Annotated in this window: 8 protein-coding genes; 3 read left to right on the forward strand and 5 right to left on the reverse strand. The window is 65.3% G+C overall.

The window, feature by feature from the left end; translation table 11 throughout:
• Positions 1-107: 107 nt before the first annotated feature.
• On the reverse strand, positions 108-1,145 hold the full coding sequence (rfbB, locus tag FRC98_RS12645; RefSeq protein ID WP_146981800.1) for a dTDP-glucose 4,6-dehydratase: 1,038 nt from the start codon (positions 1,143-1,145) through the stop codon (positions 108-110).
• Between the two features lie 235 nt (positions 1,146-1,380).
• Complete coding sequence (locus tag FRC98_RS12650; protein WP_146981801.1) at positions 1,381-3,714, reverse strand: glycosyltransferase; 2,334 nt, start codon at positions 3,712-3,714, stop codon at positions 1,381-1,383.
• A 298-nt stretch (positions 3,715-4,012) separates the two neighbouring features.
• Here FRC98_RS12650 and FRC98_RS12655 point away from each other — a divergent pair, with 298 nt between their 5' ends.
• Complete coding sequence (locus FRC98_RS12655) at positions 4,013-6,004, forward strand: ABC transporter ATP-binding protein (RefSeq protein ID WP_146981802.1); 1,992 nt, start codon at positions 4,013-4,015, stop codon at positions 6,002-6,004.
• On the forward strand, positions 6,001-7,419 hold the full coding sequence (locus FRC98_RS12660) for a surface carbohydrate biosynthesis protein (protein WP_146981803.1): 1,419 nt from the start codon (positions 6,001-6,003) through the stop codon (positions 7,417-7,419). The genes FRC98_RS12655 and FRC98_RS12660 overlap by 4 nt, the downstream gene beginning before the upstream one ends.
• Before the next feature lie 12 nt (positions 7,420-7,431).
• Here FRC98_RS12660 and FRC98_RS12665 read toward each other — a convergent pair whose 3' ends face one another.
• From FRC98_RS12665 to FRC98_RS21540, 3 genes are all read right to left on the reverse strand, one after another.
• On the reverse strand, positions 7,432-10,035 hold the full coding sequence (locus FRC98_RS12665) for a response regulator (RefSeq protein ID WP_146981804.1): 2,604 nt from the start codon (positions 10,033-10,035) through the stop codon (positions 7,432-7,434).
• 176 nt (positions 10,036-10,211) lie between these two features.
• Positions 10,212-11,846 (reverse strand): hydroxysqualene dehydroxylase, encoded by a 1,635-nt coding sequence (locus FRC98_RS12670; protein ID WP_146981805.1) that lies wholly within the window; start codon positions 11,844-11,846, stop codon positions 10,212-10,214.
• 1,574 nt (positions 11,847-13,420) lie between these two features.
• Complete coding sequence (locus FRC98_RS21540; RefSeq protein ID WP_230467558.1) at positions 13,421-13,579, reverse strand: hypothetical protein; 159 nt, start codon at positions 13,577-13,579, stop codon at positions 13,421-13,423.
• 762 nt (positions 13,580-14,341) lie between these two features.
• On the opposite strand from FRC98_RS21540, the gene FRC98_RS12680 reads away from it, so the two are divergent.
• Positions 14,342-15,286 (forward strand): diacylglycerol/lipid kinase family protein, encoded by a 945-nt coding sequence (locus tag FRC98_RS12680; RefSeq protein WP_146981806.1) that lies wholly within the window; start codon positions 14,342-14,344, stop codon positions 15,284-15,286.
• Positions 15,287-15,495: the final 209 nt, after the last annotated feature.

Below are 15,495 nucleotides of genomic sequence, written 5' to 3' on the forward strand. Positions count from 1 at the left end.
GTATCGCTGCGTCGCTCGCAATATTGAGCGTGAATGATGGATGTCTTAATTCGGAGTGCGCCCTGCTGCCTGGTGCAATTCCCCCTGCCGGCGCCTCCTCACTGAACTTAAACGCGCCTGCTCGCTGACAATCCCCCCCCGGGCCAGATTCTTTCCATATGGCGGAGGTACCAGTCCACGGTGTGGGCGAGCGCCTCTTCAAAGCTCCAGCGGGGCTCCCAGCCGAGCTCGCTGCGGATGCGGGTGGCGTCGATCGCATAGCGCCGGTCGTGGCCGGGGCGGTCCTGCACAAAACTCACCATCCGACGCGCCGTGCCCGCCGGACGCCCCATGCGCCGGTCCACCAGATCGCCGAGCGCGTACACAAGATCGAGGTTCGTCCACTCATTATGCGCGCCCACATTATAACTTCGCCCGGACTCTCCCTGCGCAAAGACCATGCTCAGCGCCCGGCAATGGTCGTCGACAAAGAGCCAGTCGCGCACATGTCGCCCGTCGCCGTAAACCGGCACCTCCTGGCCATCGCGAAGCCGGCGAATGATCACCGGGATCAACTTCTCCGGGTACTGGTAGGGCCCAAAATTGTTGGAGCAGTTCGTGACCACCACATCCATCCCATAGGTGCGGTGGTAGGCCCTCGCCAGATGATCACTCGACGCCTTGGTCGCCGAATAAGGGCTGCTCGGATCGTAGGGCGAACGCTCGCTGAACGCCCCCTTCGGCCCCAGGCTCCCGTAGACCTCGTCGGTGGACACGTGAAGAAAACGCCCCCGGATGCCCCGCTCCTCCCAGGCTCGTCGGGCGCTCTCCAGGAGCACAAAGGAGCCCACCACATTGGTCTGCACAAAGTCGGCAGGCCCGCTGATGGAGCGATCCACGTGCGACTCCGCCGCCAGGTGAATCACCCCGTCAAAATCCGACCGGGCAAAGAGGCCCTCCATGGCATCCCGGTCGGCGATGTCGGCGACGATCAGCGGCACCTCCCTTTGAGCAATCAGCTCTTCGAGGTAGCGCCGGTTGCCGGCGTAGGTCAGCTTATCGACCACACTCACCCGCGTCTGCGGATGCTCCCGGCGCAGATAACGCACCAGGTTTGCGCCGATAAACCCCGCTCCGCCCGTCACCAACAGGTGGTTCGCTTCCATGCTCCCCTCCTCTCAAGACCCACCGCGGCCCGGACCACTCGCCGCGCTTTGAAAGCGCCGCCACAGGCGGCGCCCCATACCTCCATCGTCCATCATCAAGCTCTGCCCTCGCGCCTTTCGCCGCGCCGACAGATCGACACATCCACCATCAACCTCACCCGGCACCCCGTCGTCTGCAAAAGCGCGTCGCTGACATCGCCCCCCGGCAAACGCCGCGCCCCCTCCCGCTGAACGCTCACCCCCCGGCGGCCCGCAACCACCCGCCGGCCGCCTCGCTATGCGTCTCCAGCCCGGCCACTTCCTGCAAGATCGCCACATAACGATCGATGACCGCCTCCACCGAAAACTGCTCCTCCACCCGGCGTCGGCCACGCCGGCCCATACGCACCCGCAGCTGCGGAGAGTCGATGAGCTCACGCAGCCCTTCCTCAAAGTCGTGTGGCGTATCGGCCAGCACCCCGGCGCGACTTCCCTCCAGGATCGTGCGGTTGGCCCCCACCGCCGAGGCCACCACCGGCACCCCGCAGGCCATATAGAGCAGAAGTTTAAAGCCGCATTTGCCCTTGGTGACCGCGTTCTCCGGAAGCGGCATGATCCCCACATCAAAACCCTGCAGCTCGGCCACCTCCCGCTCGGCCGACCAGGCCCGCTGCTCCACCCGCTCCACGCCCTTCAGGGGCAAAAACTCCCCGTTGGAGATCAGGCGCACCACCACATCCTCGCGCTCCTCCACCAGCCGCCTTAAGAGAGGGGCGGCCAGCTCCAGGCTCTTAAAGTTCGAGCGCGTGCCCATCCACCCCACCACCACCGGCCCCCCCGGGCGGTGGGCCGCCGGCCGAAATCGCCGCGTATCGACCACCGTGGGAATCACCGACGTGGGCACTCCGGCCGGCACATGGGCCCCGATATACTCATTGCCACAGATCACATGCGCCACCGAGCGGCAGGCCTGCTCAAAAGCCCGCGCCCCTCGCTTATCTTCACCCCCATCGGGCCCTCGAAAGATCGCGTCATCCACATCGAAGACCGCCCGCGGGTTGCGCGCCGCGGCCAGCGCCTCCGGCGCCCCGCTGAAAGGAAGCGCCAGACGCTGCAAAAACACCACATCGTAATCGGCCGCCGAAAACGCCCAGGGCACCCGCTTCAAACTCTGCGCGAGCTTGATCACCCGGGCCGTCCCCCCGTCGCCCAGCCGATTGTAGCCCTCCCCGTAGGCCGCGCGCACCTCACAGCGAATACCCCGCGCCTCCAGATGCGGCACCAGCTGCTCGACCCGGTAACGCGAAGCCGGCACGGTCTTGCCCTCGGTCAAAAAAAGCACTCTGAGCTGCTCACGCTGCCCCAGAAGCCGCTCGTAGATCCCGGCATAGCGCCTGACCCCCTCGCTTAAGTCGAAATGCGCCTGGGTCATCCAGCGCGCTTTAAGCGCGGTGTGCATACAGCGCTCCGACGAGGCGATCACCTCGGCGGCCCGGCGCAGCTCCGCCTCGCTCAAATCCTCGAGCACCACCCCGCTCTGCGCCCGCTCCACCCAGCGGCGCACCTCCCGGTTGCACCCCCACTGGATGGGGCGCACCCCGCTGGCGAAAAACTCCGCCAGCTTGGTGGGCATCGCCGCCCGGTGCGAGGGCGCCTCCTCACGTAACAACAACCCCCAGTCCATCAACGCAAGCCAGCTGGCCATCTCATCGTGGCGCGCGCTGGTGATCGTGTAGCGCGCCGGATCCAGGCGCGCTTTCTCCAGAATTGCCAGCAACGCCGGGGCCTGCCGTGTCAGACACAGCAGATGAGCATCGGGTCGACGCGCCAGCACCTGCTCAAAGAGGCGCACACTGGCCTCCACGCAGTACGCCTGACTCACCGCCCCGACCATGCCCACGACCAGCGCCCCGCGCAATCGCTCACGCACCGGCGCCGGTACCACCCCGGCGTCGCCTGGCCCCCCCAGGCCAAACTCGCCATAGTCCACGCAGGTCGGGATCACCTCCACCTCCCGATCCACCGGCCATGGCCCAAACTTACCCTGCTTGATCTCTTCGGCGGCCTCGGCTGTCAGGCTCACCACCGCCGCGCTCTGCTGATACAGATCCCGCTCCCAGGCCCGCGCAAGTTTCAGGCGCAGCGCGCCATCAAACCAGCGCCCCTGCTCCAGGCGCTCATCGACCCAGTAGCCGCGGATATCAAAGAGGTATCTCAGCCCCAGACTGCGCGCCACCGAGGCGGCCACATAGCTGCGGGCGTGCACCAGATCGACGGGCCCGGAAGCCTTGACCCCGCGCAACAACGCGCGCAGCCGCGCCACGTTGCGGGCGGCCGCCGCCGGCCCGCCGCTGCCATCATAATCGCCCCGCTCCCAGCCGATGCCCTCAGCGGCAAGCCTTCGCGCCAGCTCCTCTTCGCGCTCCCCGTCGCGCTCGGCCCGGTCGGCCCCCTTCTCCAGGCTCACCACCGTAAAGCGCCAGGCCCCGCGACCGGCCAGCGCCCGCACATAACGCAACACCTGGGAGGTGCCCAGAGGCTCCATCATCCCGTCGCTGCTCACATACACAATATGGCTGCGTTGACTCACCCGATACCCCCCACGCTTGGCTTCCCTGCCATCGCCTATCTGCGCCCGACCACCCGCTCGCCAGGACACCCCTTAAGGCTCACGCCGACAGAAGACAACCCCTTGATTTATTTAGACAATCACCCCATCAACCCCTCATGGCGACACACCTAAAGGTGCGCACCCTTCCGCCGTCCGGCAAGCTCCCCACCTCAAAAACTCCGCCCCTTCGAAAACTCGCCACGGCCAACTTCTCGCCACCCTATCCGGTGCCTACCTTCCTCTGCATTGCCCGAACTGGCCCTGTGGGGGGGAATTCATGCCACTGCTTCGACAGATCTGGTCGCTCTTCGACCCTCGTCAACGCCGACAACTCCTCGGCCTTTTTCTGCTCATGCTCATCGGCGCCGGCTTTGAAGCCCTGGGCGTGGGCATCGTCATGCCCTTTATCTCGCTCATCAACGACCCGAGCGCTGCCTATGAGATCCCGCTGGCCGCAGACCTCCTGAACACCCTGGGCGTCACCACCGCCAACGGCGTGGTCATGGCCGCGGGCCTGGCCCTCTTATTGACCTTCACCCTCAAAAACCTCTTTCTGGGCCTGATGTACCACCTCAAATTTCGTTTCGTCTTCGACAACCAGGTCCGCCTCTCTCGCCGCATCTTCGGCGCCTACCTCTACAGCCCCTACGCCTTCCATCTGCACCGCAACAGCGCCCAGCTTCTTCGTAACGTCAACGAAGAGGTGCGCTTGAGCTTTGTGCACGTGGTCATTCCCCTGCTCACCCTGGCGGTCGAGCTGATGGTGGTCGGCGTCATTGCGCTCCTGCTGGCCGCCGTCGAGCCCCTGATCGCCCCGATTGCCATGCTCAGCTTCGGTCTTGTGAGCTACGGCTTCTACCGCTCGGTACGCCAGAAGTCGGCCGTGCTCGGCAAGGCCCAGCAGCACCACGCCGGTCAGATGATCCAGTGGGTCAACCAGGGCCTGGGCGGCGTCAAAGAAGCCCAACTCCTGGGCGTGCAGGACTTTTTCCTCAACACCTACACCGAACACAGCACCCGCTACGCCCGCGCGATGCGCTTTCACTCCTTCATCAAAGAGATCCCCCGCCATGTCATCGAGACGATGGGGCTGGGCGGCATGATCCTGGTGGTGCTCCTGCTCATCGCCCGCGGCCAGCCGCTGACCCAGATTTTGCCGGTGCTCGGCCTCTTCGCCATGGCCGCGGTGCGCATGATGCCCTCGCTCACCCGCATCATCGCCGCGCTCACCAGCATCCGCCACTTCCGCCCCAGCGTCGATGTGATCGCCACCGACCTCGAAGCCCTGCGCTCCGGCGAGTTGGCGGAGATCGCCAGGTCCGCCGCGTCGCACACCCCTTCCACCCTCAACGCGCAAGATGTTGAATTCACTGAAAAATCCGACACACCCAGCGCCGAGCAAAGCCCGCTAACCCTCGCCAGCGCCGCCGCCTCGCCAGACGCCGAGGCCCACCGCCAGGCGCTGGCCAACGCGCGCCAGCACCCGCGCCCCCTGGAGCGCGAGCTGCGCCTGCACCACGTCAGCTACACCTACCCGCAGAGCACAACGCCCTCGCTGCACGAGATCGACCTGCGCATTGAGCGCGGCCAGTCCGTGGCTTTTGTCGGCCCTTCCGGCGCCGGCAAAACCACCTGCGTCGATCTCATCCTGGGGCTCCTGCCGCCGGACCTGGGCCAGATCCTCGTCGACGGCCAGAACATCCACGCCGAGCTCGCCAGCTGGCAGGCCAGCCTGGGCTACATCGCCCAGCCCGTCTACCTGATGGACGACACCATCCGCCGCAACATCGCCTTCGGCCTGCCCGACGCCACCGTCAACGACGAGGAGGTCTGGCGCGCCCTCGAAGACGCGCGCCTGGCCAGCACCATCGCCGCCCTGCCCCACGGCCTGGACACCGAGATCGGTGAAGGCGGCGTGCGCCTCTCCGGCGGTCAACGCCAGCGCTTAGGCATCGCTCGCGCCCTCTACCGCCGCCCCGATCTCCTGGTGCTCGACGAGGCAACAAGCGCCCTCGACAACACCACCGAGCGCGAGATCACCCGCGCCATCGAGCGCCTCTCCGGGCGCATCACGCTGATCATCATCGCCCACCGCCTGAGCACCGTCCGCCACTGCGATCGCCTCTTTGTCCTCGATCAGGGCCGGCTCATCGATCAGGGTACCTACGACGAGCTCGCCAGCCGCTGCCCCACCTTCCAGCAGATGGTCCAGGCCGCCGAGATGCCGCCTTCCAGCCTGCCCGGAGCACGCCAGCTGAGGTTAAAATGAGCGCGCCCATTCCCATTCTTTTCCCGGTCGAGACCATCAACCGCGAGCTCGACTTTCGCCTGGCGATGGCGGTGCAGGCCGCCCGCGCCCATAACCGCGTCTACATCGGCCAGCACGAGACGCTGATGCGCCTGTGCCGCCTGCTCGACCATGGCGTCTATTTTGGCAAAAATGCCATCCGACCTCATTTCCCCGACCGCCTCGACGATTATAACCTCCTGAAATCACGCGACTTTCGCTTCATTCACCTCGACACCGAGGGGGCGGTCTACCCGGGCTCCGAAGATCGCTGGCGCGAGGTGCTGCACAGCCGCATCGATCCGCGCCACCTGGCCGCAGACGACTACCTGCTGACCTGGGGCGACTTTCAGCGCGACACATACCGGGCGCGCGCCCCCCACCTGGCCGAGCATATCCAGACCACCGGCCACCCCGGATTTGATCTCTACCTGCCCCGCTGGCGCCCTTATTTTGAGGCCGACACCGCGCGCCAGCGCCATCGCTACGGCGACTTCATCCTGATCAACACCAACCTGGCGCGCACCAACAACCGCATGGGCCGCGATTTTGTGTTCAGCGCCTACAACGGCTTCGATCCCGAGTGCTCGGCCAGCCGCCGCCGCACCATCGAGAGCTGGGCGCGCCAGACCGAGCAGCTCAGCCGCTTTGTGCGCCTGGTTCACGAGCTCAGCCTGCGTTTTCGCCACCAGCCCATCGTGCTGCGTCCCCACCCCTCCGAAGATCCGGCGCTCTACGAGCGCATCTTCGCCGGGCTGCCCCACGTGCATGTGCTCCACGAGGGCTCGGTGGCCCCCTGGCTGCTGGCTGCCCGCTGCGTGATCCACGACGGCTGCACCACCGGCCTGGAAGCCCACCTGGCCGGCCGCCCCGTCATCAACTTCAACCCCGGAGAACTCGCCGGCACCGAGCCCCTCTTTTTACCCAACCTCTTCGGGCAGCGCTGCGCCAGCATCGACGAGGTCCTCGACGCGGTCGCCTCATTGACCCGTCGCCCACCCGAGCCCCGGCGGTCGCTCCCTGATAACGCGCCACCGGTGGCCGCGCCTGACGATCCCCGCGCGCTGGCCCTTTTGCATAACTTCCGCGCCGAGGCCCTGCCCCTCTCCCTGGACATCCTCCACGAAGCCCAGCGCGGCCTGCGCCCCGCGCGCCAGCCTTCCGACGCGCTGATCCTGGCCGAAGAGCTCGCCAGCCGCGCCGTCGAGGCCACCAAATCGCTGGCGCGCCCCCTCTCCCCTCGCCATCGCGTGGCCAACGCCTACGCCCGCGGCAAGTTCCCGGGCTTTGAGCCTCGCGACATCGCCCGCCGACTGGCCCGCATCCAGGCCCTGGTCGGCCGCTCGGTGACCCACCGCGTCGTCAGCCCGGGCCTCATCATTTTGGAGACCCGTTGACCGTCGCCGCCATCACCCCGCCGCGCGGCTGCTCGACTCAATGGCCAGACGAAGATCGTTGAGCAGCTGCTGCTTCACAAAGCCGCCCTTCTTCAAGATGCGCGTCACATCCTGGCTGAGCCGCTCGCGCTGACGCGCATCGAGGTCGGCTGCCGAGAACACGATCACCGGAATCTGCGCGGCCTCCGGACGCCTACGCAAACGCTCCAACAACCCGAACCCATCAAGCCTGGGCATCATCAGGTCCAGCAAAATCGCGCTGGGCACCACGCCCCCATCGATCGTATCGAGGGCCTCCAGCCCGTCCCGCGCGCCCAGCACCTGCCAGCCCCCGCCGCGAATCGTGCGCATCAGAAGTTCGCGCGTCGCATCATCATCTTCGACCACCAGCACCGGCCCCACCCCCGGCGTCTTCACGTGGGTATGCAGCACCCGCGAGAGCTCCTGACGATCGACCGGCTTGGTCAGATAATCCGACGCCCCCAGCGATATCCCCAGGTTCTTCTCACTGATGATCGTCACCATCACCACCGGGATACCGCTCAACGCCTCGTCTTCTTTGAGCCGCTTGAGCATATCCCAGCCGTCGATCTCGGGCATGAGCACATCGAGCGTGATCACGTCCGGGCGCACCCGCCGCGCCATCGCCAGCGCGTCTTCGCCGCCGGTGGTCGTGTGCACTCGAAAGCCCTGCTTGACCAGGTAGCGCGTCATCAGCTGATGCACCGTGGTGTCATCGTCGATTACCAGCACCTGAGGCGCATCATCGGGGAGCGCCACAAGCTCTTCCTCAACGTTGGAGTCTTCCTCCAGCCCCACCAGCGCGCCATCTTCCCCCCCGGCCTCGCCATCATCGGCGCCCACCTCATCGAGGCGAATCGGGATCGTCACGCGGAAGGTCGAGCCCTTGCCCATCTCGCTCTCCACCCCGATGGTGCCGCCCATCAGCTCGGCAAAATGCCGGCTGATCGTCAGCCCCAGCCCCGTCCCCCCGTATTCGCGGGTGGTGGAGTCATCGGCCTGACGAAACGCCTCAAAGAGCGCCTCGAGCTTATCGGGCGCAATGCCGATGCCCGAATCGATCACCTCAAAGCAGCATTGCGACTCGCTGATCGCCGTCACGCGCACCTCGATCGAGCCCTCTTCGGTGAACTTCGAGGCGTTCGAGAGCAGGTTGATCAGCACCTGACGCAACTTCATGCGGTCGGAGCGCAGCGTGCGCGGCGCCCGGGTGAGGCTGACCTCCAGCACGTTTCTATTCTTGGAGATCACCGGCATGATTGTGTCGGAGACCTCCTCGATGAGCTCGCGCACGTCGATCGTCTCGACGTACACGTCCATCTTGCCGGCCTCGACCTTGGCCAGATCCAGCACCTGGTTGATCAGCCCGAGCAGGTGGCGCCCCGCCTTCCCGATCTTGCTCACGTCGGGGCGAAGATCGGCGGAGTCGACCTTCTCCAGCTCCTGCAGATCGTCGAGGATCAGCTCGCTGTAGCCGATGATGGCGTTGAGCGGCGTGCGCAGCTCGTGGCTGATATTGGCCAGAAAGCGACTCTTGGCGTGGTTGGCCTCCACGGCCTGGTCACGCGCAATTTTAAGGCTCTCCTGAAACTCGCGACGCTCGGTGATGTCGCGCAGGATCGCTACAAAACGCTCCTCCTCATCGATCCGCGTCAGGCTCAGCTCCGCCGGAAACACCTGCCCATCTCGCCGGTGCGCCTCGGTCTCATGACCGCGCCCCAGCCAGGCGCTGATGCCCTCGCGGTTGGGGCGCGCCTTGCTGAACACCTCCTCGCCATCCTGCGACGCCCCCTCGCTCGCGTGCGGCGAGGTGGGTGACGACTGTGCGATCTGGGGGACCATCTTGAAGAAGGGAACTTTGAGAAGCTCCTGCTGCTCATAGCCCAACAGGTCCATCGCCGCGGCGTTCGCCCGCCCGACCTCCCCCTGGCTGCTCAGCGTCAAAATACCGTCGGGCGCCGCATCAAAGATCGCCCGGGTCTGCGCCTCACTGCGACGCACCTCGGTGATCGCCCACTCCTTGATCGTCTCATAGGTCAGCGTGAGCACCATGACCGCGGCAAACATGCCGATGACCAGGCTCATCTCCCAGATCAGCTGCGTGGTGTTGAGCAGCACCCCCTCCGGCGGCGCCCCGCGGATCAGGCTGACGTAAAAATAGGCCGTCGTCGACGACATGATCACAAGCCAGCTCAGCGCCGAGCGCTTCCCGGCGATCAACGCGGCAAACATCGCAAAGACCACCTGCCAGATCAGCACCGCCAGCCCCAGCTCCCTCGACGCCACAAAGGCAAAGAGCGCGTAGCCGCAAAAGGTCAGCCAGTTGCCCACCACCACCAGCGGCACCCTCGCCTTCATCAAAAAGGGCCCGGCCACCACCCCGAGCGTCGCCAGCATCGTCGCAACGGGCTCGGCCCGCGTGCCGGTGACCACATAGAGGAGCGCGGCATAGATCGGACCAAAGACCGCCAGCGCAAATGAGAGCGCCACCACCACCCGGGCCCGAAAAAGCTTGTTCGAGTCCTCCAGCTCCCCCTCCGGCATAAAGCGCCGCACGGTTTGCTCCATCCACCCTTCCGACTTTACGTCCAACATCGATACAACCTCTCTGCGCTCCCGGCTCCGGGGGCTCGGGCAAACTTTGCCTCGCCAGGGCTCCGCTAAGGGAGGGTGGCGAGGCCGGGGTAGTGCGTGGCTCTCAGGTGCTGCAAGCTTACGTGCGCGCGCCGCCGAAGGAAAGATTTTTCCCTCACCACGGCGCGCGCCTCGCCTCAAAGATAGTCGAGCTGGGGAAGCCCCATCTTAAAGCGCAGGTAATCAATGGCGCGGGCGGGCTTGAAGATCAGCGGCTCCTCCAGCTCATAAAGACGGCAAAGCCCCAGCACCCAGCCCTCCCGGCCCAGGATCCCGTTGACCGCACGCCGCGCCGCCTCATTGGCCGACTCCATCGTCGCCAGGTCGGTGTTCGTGCGCACGTAATCGCTCGCCAGAAAGAGGTTCTCGATCTGCGAGGCGGCCTCCGGCCGGTAGCGCAGCGAGCCAACCGTATTCAGCAAAAGCGGCTCGGTGTTCTTCGTCGGCTGCCCCGGCTGAATGTCGATGGTCGGCGAGAGGAACCACTCGATGACGTCGGCCGGATCCAGGTAGATGGTGCCCGTGTCGTTGAGACGGCTTGTGATCTGCGCCCAGACCTCCTCCTTGATCTCCTCGGCGGTGCAATCGCGCGCGGCCTTGCCGTAAATCACCCCGGGGGTGTTCCAGTCCGAGATGCAGATCGACAAAATCCCCTCAAGATCCCCGTTGCCGTACTCATCGAGGTCGATGTCCTCCCAGAAGTTCTGCGAGAAGATCGAGGTCAGCGCCCAGGGGCTGTCCACATAGAGGATATGCCCGTGGTTCAGCGAGATATCCTTGTTCAAAAAGAACAAGATCCCGTTCATCCACCCCGTCTGCAGCTGGTCGAGCGTGGCGAGCATCGGATCTTTCTGCCCCATCTCCGGCGTTACCTTCTGAGCCATCACCTCCACCGGCAGCGCGCTCACGTAGTAGTCGGCCTCCACCTTAAAGGTGTCGCCGCCCTGGGTGATGTTCACCCCGCTGATACGCCCGCTGGCCTCATCAAACTCAAAGGAGTCCACGCTGGCCTCCTTATGGAAGTTCACGCCGAGCTGGGTCAGATACGCCTCCCACGGGTCGATCCACACCCGGGTGGTGGGCCCGTTGAGGATGCTGTCGACATGCAGCCAGGGCTGCAAAATACCCAGCATCAGCTGCACGTAGATGCGCGCCACGGTGCGCGAGCTCGAGATCTCGGCCTGCATCGCCACCAGGTCGCGGGTCAGCCCCACGGCCAGAAAGTCCACGTATTCGTCGGACTTGCCGTCGGCCTCCACAAAATCCCACCAGGTGATGTCGTCGTACTCGGTGTTGCGCCGCTCGGTGCAGGCCGTCAAAAACTGCAGCACTTTGCGCGCAAAGAAGAGCATCTCGCTGCGCGGGATATTCGCCTCATTCTTCACAATGAGGCGGTAGAGCATCTCCCAGTCATCCAGCCGCTCGGGCAAATAGAGCGGAAAGGAAATCTCCGTCATTCCCTCGCGCGCCGCCATCACGTGCGTGGTCTCAATGAGGTTATCGTACACCCCGCGACGGTTGGTGCCGTAGGGGATGCGCTTCATCGTATCGAAGGTGTGTCTGTAAAAGCTCGGAAAGAAGCGAAAGCCGTGCTCCCCCGGCAGCGGCTTTCGCCCCCCGCTGGCCGAGCCCGGCACCGGAATGCTGCGGGCCTTGCCGCCCAGCACATCGAGCCGCTCGTAGACCTCCACATCAAAACCGCGCTCAGCGAGCTCCTGAGCCGCGCTCATCCCACCGACACCACCACCGAGGATCACAACCTTCTTCGACATCGTCTGCCCGTCCGCAACTACCAGGGTTGACCACCACGCACGACCGGCCGGCGTTAAACCGACGAAAAAGCGCCGCGCGTTTCCAGCTCCTTCACGAGTGCGCAGACTTTAGCCCCCTCACCCGAGTGGGGCAATAAAGGTTTTTTACAAGTGGGTGACGAGGCGCCCGCTGGAGGCGCCCGGGTTCGCGGTGTGGGGTGATGCGTTCGGGCGTTTGGGGGTCCGCTTTGGGGTTAGGTGGTTGGGTGGTTGTGTGGTTGTGGGGCGCCGGGGTTTGCGGTGTGGGGCGATTCGTGCGGGCGTTGGGAGGGGCGCGGGTTGTGGTTGAGTGGTTATGTGGTTGTGGGGTTGCGGGGCGCCCGGGTTTGCGGTGTGGGGCGATTCGTGCGGGCGTCTGGTGGTTCGCCCTTTGGAGTTCGGTCATCACGCGGATGGGATGAGTGCGCATCACGCTCACTCCGGCACCGAACATTTTACGACAAGCCAGAGTCTGGAGATCTGCGACGCATAGGGCTGAACGTGGATCAGATACCGTGTAGATCGCCAAATCACTCGGCCCGGTCTCCAGAGACTGCTTGCCAGCGCCGGGGCGAGCAACGTCGGCCATGATGACCTCCCCGTCGCGGGACAGCTCGATCGAGGCCGGCTCCCCGGTCCAGTTGTGGTGAAACGCCGTCACAATCTGCCCGGCCTGCCCCGTAACCCGCGCGCGCATCTGCTCCCCGAGCTCAAAAGCGCTCAGCGAATAGCGCTGATGCGGTACCACCCGTAGTGGTTGACGTGGGTCGCGGAGTCGATATGCGCGTACGCCCCCGTAGCAGGATCGACCAGGCTTTGAAGGGTCGGCGCGTAGCGAACCGGCGTCGTATCGACCTGAAAAGTAGGTTCGCTTGCAAGCAGCTCGCCCCGCGCCAGCTCACGCGCCGCGGCCCCGCATCTCGTTGTTCACCAGAAGCTCAGGATGCCACGCCGGCGCCGAAAGTACCAGAACCTACCCATTTTGGGTGATCCACACCCTCCAAAACAAGACCCGGTCTTGTCTCCGAGCGCCGCTAAGCCTCCGAAACAAGAGCCCCTCCGGCCCCGGAGGGTGTCCGACATCCCTGCGCCCCAAGGCCCCTCCTGTCAGCCAGGATGTCCGACACCCCCTTCCCCCGAAGCTCCCATACCCCCTTCGTATGAAGAACTCGCCCCCCTGCCCTCCCACCTGCCCCTCCCGAGCCTCGCCAGGGCTCCAGCGCCACCCCACGGGCCTTTTCTGAGCTTCGCCAGGGCGAAAATGCCGCCCGGCCTACCGCCGAGGAGCCGGGTCACCTCCCCCACGGCGCGCTCCCGCAACGCCTTCCGACCCGGGTCACCTCCCCCACGGCGCGCTCCCGCAACGCCTTCCGACCCGGGTCACCTCCCCCACGGCGCGCTCCCGCAACGCCTTCCGACCCGGGTCACCTCCCCCACGGCGCGCTCCCGCAACGCCTTCCGACCCGGGTCACCTCCCCCACGGCGCGCTCCCGCAACGCCTTCCGACCCGGGTCACCTCCCCCACGGCGCGCTCCCGCAACGCCTTCCGACCCGGGTCACCTCCCCCCCCTCTCGATCTCGTACTCGTACTGGTGCTCGTACTGGTACTCGTGCTCGTGCTGGTACTCGTGCTCGTACTGGTACTCGATCTCGTACTGGTACTCGTGCTCGTTCTCGATCTCGGACTCGATCTCGATCTCGAACCCGCACGCCACCGGCCGCCCTCACGAATCGACCCACGTCGTGAACCCCGGCGCCCCACAACCACCCAACCACCGAACCACCTAACCACAACCCGCACGCCACCAGACGCCCTCACGAATCGACCCACGTCGTGAACCCCGGCGCCCCACAACCACCCAACCACCGAACCACCTAACCACAACCCGCACGCCACCAGACGCCCTCACGAATCGACCCACGTCGTGAACCCCGGCGCCCCACAACCACCCAACCACCGAACCACCTAACCACAACCCGCACGCCACCGGCCGCCCGCACGAATCGACCCACGTCGCGAACCCCGGCGCCCCACAACCCCACAACCACCCAACCACCTAACCACAACCCGCACACCACCAGACACCCTCACGAATCGACCCACGTCGCGAACCCCGGCGCCCCACAACCACCCAACCACCCAACCACCTAACCACAACCCGCACGCCACCTCCGCGCCCCCCCCAACCCGAGCGTCTCCAGGGCGAAGCCCAGCAAGGAGGCCGGGATGAAGCTGTAGCAGCGCTACCGCGAATCCCGGACAACGCCGCTGGATTCGTCCTGGGACGCTCGGCACAGCGCTACCGCGAATCCCGGACAACGCCGCTGGATTCGTCCTGGGACGCTCGGCACCGTTGCCACCCTTTGCCCGGATCGTTATCTTACGCGCCGTTTGACTCCTGAGCGCCGCGCTCCGACCGCACTCTTGAAAAACCGCGCCGCGCCCCTAATTCGCCCACCGTTTTCGCGGACAGCCTATGCCTGGCATCGGAATTATCACCAACCCCCACAGCCGCCGTAACCGCCGCTACCCCGAGCGGATGCGCCGGCTGGGCTACATGCTCGGCCAGCACGACACCTACGAGCTGACCAACCGCATCGAAGACGTCGAGGAGGTCGCCCGTAAGTTTAAAGACAACGGCATCGAGATCCTCGCGCTCAACGGCGGCGACGGCACCAACCACGTCACGCTGACCAATTTTATTAAAGTCTACGGCGACGAGCCGCTCCCGAAAGTTGCGCTGTTGCGGGGGGGCACGATGAACACCGTCTCCAACGCCGTGGGCATCAGCGGGGCGCCGCCCAAGCTGTTGGCGAACCTGGTCGAAAAGTACTACACCGGCCAGCCTTTTGAGACGACGCGCCGCGATATCCTCAAGGTCGAAGATGAGACTGGCGAGCGCTACGGGTTTATTTTTGGCAACGGCATCGTCTCGAATTTTCTCGAAGAGTACTACGCCACCGGCAACCCCAGCCCCACCACCGCCGGGGTGCTGCTCGGCAAGGCGCTGGGGACGATGCCGGTGGGCGGGGAGCTTCCCCGACGCCTCTTTCGCCCCTTCAACGCCAGCATCGAGTTCGACGAAAGCATGTGGGAGGAGCGCGACTACGCCTCGGTGCTCGCCAGCACCGTCGACCAGATCGGCCTCGGGTTTCGGCCTTTTATCCGCTGCCAGGAGCGCGACAATACCTTCCATCTGCTCGGCGTGACCGGCGGTCCAGTGGACATTGCGCTCGCGCTGCCGAGAATTCGTCTTGGCCTGCCCGTCGACGAGCGTAAGATTCGCAGCGAGGTTAGCTCCCGGGCCGTCTTCCGCTCCTCGGAGCCCATCAACTACACCATCGACGGGGATATGCACGTGGCCCAGTCCGGCGAAGTTACCCTCTCCACGGGCCCCTCCGTCGAACTCATCATCAAATAGTCGCGGTACCACAACCTACCCGCGCGCTCTCGCCGTCCTGACCGCGCCTCACCAACACCATGGGCAGAAGTCGATGTCGACGGATACGAGATTGAGAGTGACTCGGGCACGGCGCAAAACACAGGCGATGCTTTCGCATCGTCGAGGCTTTGCAACACAGCCCGGGGTGCTCTCCATGCAGTAGACGCGTCATCGACGACAGCTCACGG

The organism is Lujinxingia vulgaris (assembly GCF_007997015.1).
Lineage (GTDB): Bacteria > Myxococcota_A > Bradymonadia > Bradymonadales > Bradymonadaceae > Lujinxingia > Lujinxingia vulgaris.